Origin of the sequence: Burkholderia sp. E168m23 (assembly GCF_016586125.1) — a bacterium.
Taxonomy (GTDB): domain Bacteria; phylum Pseudomonadota; class Gammaproteobacteria; order Burkholderiales; family Burkholderiaceae; genus Burkholderia; species Burkholderia orbicola.
Genome location: NZ_BCPP01000219.1, coordinates 1 through 8,181, shown reverse-complemented (window position 1 = coordinate 8,181; position 8,181 = coordinate 1). Strand labels below are relative to the sequence as shown.

The 8,181-nt window shown below is 68.8% G+C and carries 8 protein-coding genes and 1 pseudogene; 5 read left to right on the top strand and 4 right to left on the bottom strand.

From position 1 onward, the window contains the following. The 4 genes and pseudogenes from JMF90_RS13740 to JMF90_RS13725 form a co-directional block, all read right to left on the bottom strand. A pseudogene (locus tag JMF90_RS13740) lies at window positions 1-913 on the bottom strand (FUSC family protein); the annotation flags it as partial. After that, complete coding sequence (gene mdtN / locus JMF90_RS13735) at window positions 894-1,943, bottom strand: multidrug transporter subunit MdtN (protein WP_011547412.1); 1,050 nt, start codon at window positions 1,941-1,943, stop codon at window positions 894-896. The pseudogene JMF90_RS13740 and the gene mdtN, both read right to left, overlap by 20 nt. Further along, on the bottom strand, window positions 1,940-2,233 hold the full coding sequence (locus tag JMF90_RS13730) for a hypothetical protein (RefSeq protein WP_011547413.1): 294 nt from the start codon (window positions 2,231-2,233) through the stop codon (window positions 1,940-1,942). Before JMF90_RS13730 ends, mdtN begins: the two co-directional genes overlap by 4 nt. 372 nt (window positions 2,234-2,605) lie before the next feature. Further along, the gene (locus tag JMF90_RS13725; protein WP_011547414.1) at window positions 2,606-3,508 is read right to left on the bottom strand and encodes a LysR substrate-binding domain-containing protein; all 903 of its coding nucleotides are present in this window, start codon (window positions 3,506-3,508) and stop codon (window positions 2,606-2,608) included. Between the two features lie 188 nt (window positions 3,509-3,696). Between JMF90_RS13725 and JMF90_RS13720 the strand changes: the two genes are divergently transcribed. From JMF90_RS13720 to JMF90_RS13700, 5 genes are all read left to right on the top strand, one after another. After that, window positions 3,697-4,842: a metallophosphoesterase gene (locus tag JMF90_RS13720; RefSeq protein WP_011547415.1), complete on the top strand. Its 1,146-nt coding sequence runs from the start codon at window positions 3,697-3,699 to the stop codon at window positions 4,840-4,842. A gap of 171 nt (window positions 4,843-5,013) precedes the next feature. Beyond that, window positions 5,014-5,613, top strand: a complete 600-nt coding sequence (locus JMF90_RS13715) for an alpha-ketoglutarate-dependent dioxygenase AlkB (protein ID WP_172593233.1) — start codon at window positions 5,014-5,016, stop codon at window positions 5,611-5,613. A 305-nt stretch (window positions 5,614-5,918) separates the two neighbouring features. Then, the gene (locus JMF90_RS13710) at window positions 5,919-6,125 is read left to right on the top strand and encodes a hypothetical protein (RefSeq protein ID WP_006478718.1); all 207 of its coding nucleotides are present in this window, start codon (window positions 5,919-5,921) and stop codon (window positions 6,123-6,125) included. A 323-nt stretch (window positions 6,126-6,448) separates the two neighbouring features. Further along, window positions 6,449-6,928, top strand: coding sequence for a type 6 secretion system effector deamidase TecA (tecA, locus tag JMF90_RS13705; RefSeq protein ID WP_011547418.1), 480 nt, complete (start codon window positions 6,449-6,451; stop codon window positions 6,926-6,928). A 289-nt stretch (window positions 6,929-7,217) separates the two neighbouring features. Further along, entirely contained in the window at window positions 7,218-8,114 is an 897-nt protein-coding gene (locus JMF90_RS13700; RefSeq protein WP_011547419.1) for an IclR family transcriptional regulator, read from the top strand. Window positions 8,115-8,181 lie beyond the last annotated feature (67 nt).

The window sequence follows — 8,181 nt, the reverse complement described above, 5'->3', positions numbered from 1 at the left end:
GCGGCGGCAGCGCGTCGGCCGGCGGCAGCGCGAGCGTCACGTCGACCGGGTAGCCGCCGCGTTCGAGAATGGCGGCCATGTCGTCGAGCGTCGCGGCGAGGGGTGTGGCGAACGCATCGGGCAGCCGCGCGTCCGGCTCGCGATCGGCCAGCGCGACGCCGACCATCAGCGCGGTGCTCGACGCGATGGCCTGCCGCAGCGCCGCGAAGTCGGCGGCGCTCGACGAGCCTTCGAGCTTCGACAGCTTGAGCCACGTGAGCAACTGCTTGTCGCCTTCGCGCAGGCTCGCGTCGAACGCGGCACGTGCGTCGTCGTCGCCGCGCAGGCGCCGTGCGGCGAGCCGCAGCCGCTTCGCGAGCTGCGCGTGCGCAAGCTTGCGCGGCGACGGCGCGATCAGCAGGTTGACGACGATCGCCACGCCGACGGGGATCGCGATCGTCAGCCAGATATACAGCAGCGCGCGGGTGGCGGCTTCACCGAACGGCGCGAGGCCGAGCTGGTCGAGCCCGAAGCCGACGATCATCGCGAGGATCGCGCCCACCGGGCGCAGCTTGCTGGCGGAAGTCAGATACAGGAGGGCGACCGACAGCACGGCCATGCACGCGACCCGCAGGATCGAATAGTCGATGCTGAAGATCGCGATGCCGAGCACGAGTCCGATCACGATCGTGACGATCAGCAGCAGCGCGGCCGCGAGCACCACGCTCGTCACGCGGTCGGCACGGATCATGAAGAACACGACGTACGCGGACAATGCGGCTTCGGGCGTGCCGTACGCGGCCGTCACGAACGCGGTCAGCGCGCAGATCAGCGCGACGCGCACGGCGATCGCCGCGCGCCCCGGAAACGGCGCGAGCAGCCGCAGGACTTCGCGCGGGCCCGGCGCGCGAACCTCAGCGGCAGGCTGAGCCATGCCGGACCTCGACGATCGCGCTCGCGCCGACACGCACGAGCTTGCCGTCGGGTTCGTCGAGCTTCACGCGCACGGGGAAGCGCTGCGCGACGTGCACCCAGTTCACCGAGTTCTGCACGATCGGCAGCGAGCGCGGCAGGTTGATGCGCGCGCTGTCCGCGATGCCGGCGCCAATGCCGACGACCTTGCCCGTCAGCGGGCGGCTGCGGTCGATCATCGAGTAGACGGTCGCGCAGTCGCCGACCGCGATGCGATTGAGCGACGTCTCGCGGAAATTGCCGACCGCGAACCATTCGCTCGCATCGATCAGCGTGAAGATCGACTGGTTCGGCGCGAGGGTTTCGCCGGGCAGCACGCTCAGGCCGGTCACGAGCCCGTCGTGCGGCGCGCGCACGACCGTATCGTCGAGCGCATGCTGCGCGCGGGCCAGCGCGGCTTCGCGCGCATGCAGCGTCGCGATCGCGTCCGCGTCGTCGCCGATCGTCTGTGCGGACGCGCGCTGCTGCTCCTGCGCCTGCGCGAGCGACACGGACGCGTCGCGCTGGCGCACCTTCGCCTGGTCGAACTGCTGCGCGCTGACGTAACCCTGCGCGGCGAGCGGCGCGAGCCGGTTCACGTCGCGCGTCGCGAGATCGTAGTTCTGCGTCGCGCGCTTGACCTGCTCGGCGGCGACGGACGCATTCGAGCGCTCGCCGATCAGCGAACGGCGGCGCGTGTCGAGCGACGCGCGCGCGAGTTCGAGGTCGGCCTGCGCCTGCGCGACGGTCAGCCGGTACGGCACGGGATCGATCACGTACAGCAGGTCGCCTTTCGCGACGCGCTGGTTTTCATGCACGGCGAGCTGCACGATGCGACCGCCGACCGGCGACGCGACGTGCACGACGTCCGCGTCGATCGACGCGTCGTCGGTGGACGGGTAGGCGGTCGTGCGGTGGTACGCGTACGCGAGCGCCGCGATGCCGAGCGCGACGATCGCGAGCGCGATCACGCGGCCTTTGACGGAGGGGCGGGCGATGCCGGCGGCCTTCATGCGAACGGCCCCGTGCCGGTGAGCCACACGATCACGGCGACCACGAGCCCGATCGCGGTGCAGACGGCGAGCTGGTAGGGCACCGTCGCGGCCCAGCCGGTCGCGACGAACACGCGATGCGCGACGATCGCGCCGACGACGCCGACGATCGCGCTGACGAGCCACAGCGGGAAGTACGCGCCGAACAGCACGTAGGACGGTGCGCCGCGCGATGCGCAGCCCGCGAGCGGCAGGGCGGGCGCCAGCACGGCGGCGACGCGCAGCGGCGCGCGCGGCGTTGTTTTTCTCATGGTGTGACGAGCTCGACGTTTGGGGGTGGATGCCGGGCGCGGCGCAATGCGAATCGTCGCCGCGACGACGATTCCAGGATACGGAGCCGATCATAAATCAGCGCGATGCGGATCGCCAGCGATCCGGCATACGATTACGGCACGGGTCGTGGCCGTGCCGGGGCCGCGCCGTCGCTCATGCCGGACGGTCCGGCGGTGCGTGTCGGCAGCGATGATCGGGCCGCCGCGATTCTGCCAGCACCCGCTCGCGTAGGGTTGCTAACGGACTGTAAAGGATCGTCAGACGAAAAGCGCGCAGTGGAATTTGCCATGCCGACGCAGCGGAATCGGCGCGCAAACCGCCGATTGCCGCTCGAACGCATGCGAATCCGGTCAGTCCGGTCGCTCGCGCGCATCCTCGACGAGCAGGTCGACGAGATCGCGCGCGAAGCGCGGCAACGCATCGAGATCGGCGACGCAGATCTGCAACTGGCGCTCGGCCCAGTCGTCCTCGAGCGCGACGAGGCGCAGCGCCATCGTCCTCGCATGGCGGCGCGCGGTGCCTTCGGGCAGCACGCCGACGCCGACGTTCGCCTCGATCATCCGGCATGCGGTTTCGAAGTTGCTGACCTGGATGCGCCAGCGCAGCGTGCGCTGCACGTCGGCGGCCGCGCGCTTCAGGAAGGTGTGGATCGCGCTCGCCTCGGGCAGGCCGATGAAGTCGTGGTCGAGCGTCGCGACGAACGGCGTCGACGCCAGGCTGGCGAGCGGATGCCCGAGCGCGGTCGCGAGCACGAGACGGTCGCGCCGGTACGGCATCGCCTGCAGCCCGTCGGTGCACACGTCGCCGGCGACGATGCCGATGTCGATCATGCCGTCCTGCACCGCGCGCACGATGTCGGGGCTCAGCCGCTCCTGCATGTCGATCGTCACGTCCGGATGGTTGACGAGATAGTGACGCAGTACGCCCGGCAGGAACTCGCTCATCGCCGTGGTGTTCGCGAACACGCGCACGTGGCCTTTCACGCCCGACGCATATTCCTGCAGGTCGCCGGTCAGTTGCTCGAGCTGGCGCAGCACGCGGCGCGCATGCGCGAGCAGCGTGTCGCCCGGCGCGGTCAGCGTGACGCCCTGGCTCGTGCGGCTCAGCAGCTTCACGCCGACCTGCTCCTCGAGGTGCTTGATGCGGGTGCTGGCGGCCGGCACCGACAGATGCGCGCGTTCGGCGCCGCGTGTCAGGCTGTTCGCTTCCGCGATGTGCGTGAAAAGTTTGAGGTCGACGATATCGAAGCGCATGGACGTGGCGGCGGGAGGATGGCCGATTATCGCGCGAAGCCGCACGGCGCTGCACCGTCGGCGGCGACCCGTCGTCGCGACCGGGATCTGTGTACCATCGTGCGTAGGGCGCGACACGCGGCACCTGGGCATTACGGCCCGTGCGCCGCGTGCCGCGGATGCGGTCGTGCAACGAAGGTGAACGTTTCATGCGAAGTTTCTTTGTCCGGTTCATTGCAATCGGCGTGCTGTTCCATCTGTACGTCGGGATGCGGATCATTCCCGATGCGTTCGCGTCGCCGCTCGCGCGTACGATCGCGGCGCTCGTGCTGGCGAGTTTCGTCGTCTTGATTCCGGTCGGCATGTTCTCGCGCCGCTTCGACGAAGGCTGGGCGGCGACGCTGGTCGGCTGGGCCGGCGCGCTCGTGATGGGCTTCTTCTCGTCGCTGCTGGTGCTGACGCTCCTGCGCGACTTCGTGCTGCTCGGCGTGCTCGTGTGGCGGCATCTCGGCCATGACGGCGCATGGCCCGGCGCCGCGCCCGACACGGCGCTCGGCGTGCTGGCGGCCGCGGTGCTCGTGACCGCGATCGGGTTCGTCGGCGCGCGCCGTACGGCGGCGGTCAAGCGCGTGTCGATTCCGGTCGCCGGGCTGCCGGCCGCACTCGACGGGCTGACGATCGTGCAACTGTCCGATATCCACGTCGGGCCGACGATCAAGCGGCCCTACATCGAGCGGATCGTGCGCGCGGTCAATGCGCTCGACGCCGACCTGGTGGTCGTGACGGGCGATGTGGTGGACGGCTCGGTCAAGCGCCTGCGCGAACACACCGCGCCGCTCGGCCAGATGCGCTCGCGGCACGGTACCTTCCTCGTGACGGGCAACCACGAGTACTACGCGGGTGCGCATGCATGGATCGACGAGTTTCGTCGTATCGGGCTGACGGTGCTGCTGAACGAGCACGTGTTGATCGAGCGCGGCGGCGCGCGGGCGGTGCTCGCGGGCGTGACCGACTTCACGGCGGGCGGCTTCGATCCCGCGCATCGCAGCGACCCCGCGCAGGCGCTGGCCGGTGCGCCGCGCGACGTCGGCACGAAGATCCTGCTCGCGCACCAGCCGCGCAGCGCGGAAGCGGCGAGCCGCGCGGGCTTTACCGTGCAGTTGTCGGGGCACACGCATGGCGGCCAGTTCCTGCCGTGGCCGCCGTTCGTGCGGTTGCAGCAGCCGGTGGTCGGCGGGCTGAACCGCTTCGGCGACATGTGGCTGTATACGAGCCGCGGTACCGGCTACTGGGGGCCGCCGAACCGCTTCGGCGTGCCGTCCGAGATCACGCTGATCCGGCTGACGCGCGGCTAGCGGATGGCCGGGAGGCGTCCGTCACGCAATACGAACGCGTATCGCGGTGCACGGCAGGTTTTTCGGCGGCTTTCTTTCAGCAGGGAATGGCAGCGCATGGCGGCGCGCGGCGCCGTTGGCTAGTATGCAGACATGCCTCGTTTGCTTCGTTCCTTGCCCGTTCCTGCCGACATGTCGACGCCCGATCTCTTCGCTGATACGCCCGCGCCCGACGTGGACTGGTACCCGGACTGGCTTGCGCCACCCGCCGCGGACCACGCGCTGGCCGCGCTGATCGACGAGGTCGCGTGGCGACAGGACACGATCCGCACGCCGCGCGGGCGCATTCCGTTGCCGCGGCTCACCGCGTGGCAGGGCGAGCCTGATGCCGTGTACGTGTACTCGGGGATCCGCAACGTGCCCGAACCCTGGACGCCGGCCGTGCTCGGGCTGAAGCACGCGGTCGAGGCGACGTGCGGCGTGGGTTTCAACAGCGTGCTGCTCAATCGCTACCGCAACGGGCTGGACAGCCTCGGCTGGCACGCGGACAACGAACCCGAACTCGGCGACGCGCCGGTGATCGCGTCGGTGAGTCTCGGCGCGATGCGCGTGTTCGATCTTCGCCATCGCGAGACCGGCGTCACGCATGCGTACCGCCTCGTGCATGGCAGCCTGCTCGTGATGCGCGGGCGCACACAGGCCGAATGGCAGCACCGCGTGCCGAAGGCGCCGGGCGTGCAGGGCGAACGCGTCAACCTCACCTTCCGACGCGTATCGATCGCGGCCGGATAGATCGCGCCCCCGTTTCGGTGATTCACGAAAGGCCAATGCAAGCAATCGGTTGCGCGTGCGGCACGTTGCCGCACGAATTCAATGCAGCGTGTCCGGCCGGGCGCTCAGGCCCGTCCCGCAAGGCTTTCAGGTAGATTCGATCGACCGCCCGGTTTCGATAGGTGAGTGAAACCTCTGATGGTGCGTCGCAACAATTATTGACTACACTGAGGAATGGCACAAACGCGTCGGCAGGCCGGCGCGATCCTTTCGACATGCCTCCATGCGTTGCCGACGTAGCGCGCAACGGGGCAGGAGCACAACGCGTGACCGTACTCGACCCTTCCTTCGAACCCTCGCTACACGTCTTCGAGCAAGACGGCGGATGGCAATGGGCGCTGACGGTGAAGCGGGCGACCGGCGTCGGCGTGAAAGTCGTGGCGTTCAGCCGCGAAGGCTTTCGCGGCGAAGCCGAGGCATACGCCGCCGGCCAGCTTGCCCGCGCCGAATATGACCACGCCGTGACGGCCTGACGCCGTCGCGGCGATCCCGCCCGAGGATCGTCTTCCTCCGTGCCGTCCGTTGCCGGACGGTGTGTCCCCGACTGTTTCTCATTTCTGGTTTTTCGTTGGCGGTTTTGCCGCGCCAATTGGTTCGTGCGGTTCGATGTTGAAGCATCGCGCCGACTCCGACACGCGTAGCGGAAGCCTGTGCGCGGGTTTGCGACCTCCCGGGCAAAGCGCGAACCCCGTATGGCGGAAGCGCGCCTGGAAAATGCCGAGCCATATCGTAATAAGATATGACGTTATCGCATCCGCAGGACGATGACGTCCCGCATTCCTGAAAGGAGCTATCCGTGCAACTCACCCAGTTAGGCGGGCATGTCGCCCAATCCGGCATCGCCGAACGGCAAAAACACGCGCAGGCGCTGATGTTCGGGATGGCGAACATCGACGAGTACGTGTCCGGCGGCGTCTGCTACGACGCCGCTGCTTATGTCCGCTATCTGCTGCGCGCCGACGCGATGATCGCGCCCGGTACGTTGCTCGACACGATCGGCCAGCTGTGGAAGACGCGCTTCAACTTCGAGACCGGCAATCAGTGGGACGGGCGCGCGAGCATTCCGGCGGGCACCGCGGTCGGCTTCGCGCGGGGCACCAATGTCTTTCACGCCGCGATCGCCGTCGGCGGCACCCGGATTCGCGGGATCAACGGCGGCCTGCTGGGCGCCGGATGGCTGCATCCGGTCGATCTCGCACGCGTGCTGCAGCCGGACCCGGCCGGCGGCTTTGCGTACGACCGCACGACCATTCGCGTCTATCTGTCGCGTCTGTAGGCTGCCTGGCGTCGACGCTCACGCTTCGGCCACCGTCGCCCGACCGCGTGCCGCGCGCCAGCGCCGCGCGGCCGCCTTCCCGCCGTCCGGCGATTTCCGCATGGCGTCGCGCCGTCCAACGCTGCTATCCTCTCGACCTTGAATGACGCGTCATGGTGCGTGGATGCGCGTGCTGCATCGCGGCGCCGCGCAGCGGTGCGAGCCCACGCGCGCACTGAGGTAGCATGACTGAATCTCCACGGCGATCCATGACCTGTTTCGTGACTGATTTCCTTCCGTCCATGTCCACATGGTCAAGACAACGATGAGCGATGCACCTGAGCCGGCGGCGCCTGGCGACGACGAGTCGTCGGGCGGCGGCGCTTCGTCCTATCTGGTGCCGGGGCTCGAACGCGGGCTGCGGATCCTCGCCGAATTCTCCGCGCGCGAGCCCGTGCTCGGCGCACCCGAGCTGTCGAAGCGCATCGGCATTCCGCGCACGACCACGTTCCGCCTGCTGCAGACGCTCGAGGCGCTCGGCTTTCTCGAACGCGTGAACGGCGACCGCTATTTCCGGCTCGGCGTCGGCGTGTTGCGGCTCGGCTTCGAATACCTGAATTCGCTCGAACTGACCGATCTCGGCACGCCCGTGCTCGAACGGCTGCGCGATTCGACCGGCCTGTCGACGCACCTGCTGATCCGCGACCAGCGTGACGTGGTGTTCGTCGCGAAGGCGCAAAGCAATGCGTCGATGTTCGGTTCGGTGAAGGTGCACGTCGGCACGCGCCTGCCCGCGCATGCGACCGTGCACGGCCACGTGCTGATGGGCGACCTGACGCGCGATGCGCTGCGACAGCTCTATCCGGAGAAGAAACTCGAACAGTTCACCGAGCGCACGCCCGGCACCGTCGACGAGTTGTACGAACGCGTGCGTCATTACGCGCGGCTCGGCTACGCGGTCAGTGAGGCGGCGTTCGAGAGCGGCATTTCCGCGGTGACGGCGCCCGTGCGCGATCATTCGGGCTCGATCGTCGCGGCGATCACCGCGACGGTGCCGCGCTCGGAGATCGGCGAGGCCGGCGAGAAGGAGCGGCTCGTCGAAGCGGTGTGCGGCGCGGCGGTCGACCTGTCGCAACGGCTGAACTATCGTCCGCTCGAAAGCGACCCGACGTTCGCGCATGCGCGCCACAAGGTCGCGATGTTCTGACGCTCGCGCATCGAGCCGGCCGCGGCGCGCGGCATTGCGAACGAAGAGAGCGGCCCGCGGGCCGCTC

What these genes read in the sequence shown, in the direction of transcription:
- mdtN (WP_011547412.1), bottom strand. Translation starts at nt 1,943, where the DNA reads ATGAAGGCCGCCGGCATCGCCCGCCCCTCCGTCAAAGGCCGCGTGATC.
- JMF90_RS13730 (WP_011547413.1), bottom strand. Translation starts at nt 2,233, where the DNA reads ATGAGAAAAACAACGCCGCGCGCGCCGCTGCGCGTCGCCGCCGTGCTG.
- JMF90_RS13725 (WP_011547414.1), bottom strand. Translation starts at nt 3,508, where the DNA reads ATGCGCTTCGATATCGTCGACCTCAAACTTTTCACGCACATCGCGGAA.
- JMF90_RS13720 (WP_011547415.1), top strand. Translation starts at nt 3,697, where the DNA reads ATGCGAAGTTTCTTTGTCCGGTTCATTGCAATCGGCGTGCTGTTCCAT.
- JMF90_RS13715 (WP_172593233.1), top strand. Translation starts at nt 5,014, where the DNA reads ATGTCGACGCCCGATCTCTTCGCTGATACGCCCGCGCCCGACGTGGAC.
- JMF90_RS13700 (WP_011547419.1), top strand. Translation starts at nt 7,218, where the DNA reads ATGGTCAAGACAACGATGAGCGATGCACCTGAGCCGGCGGCGCCTGGC.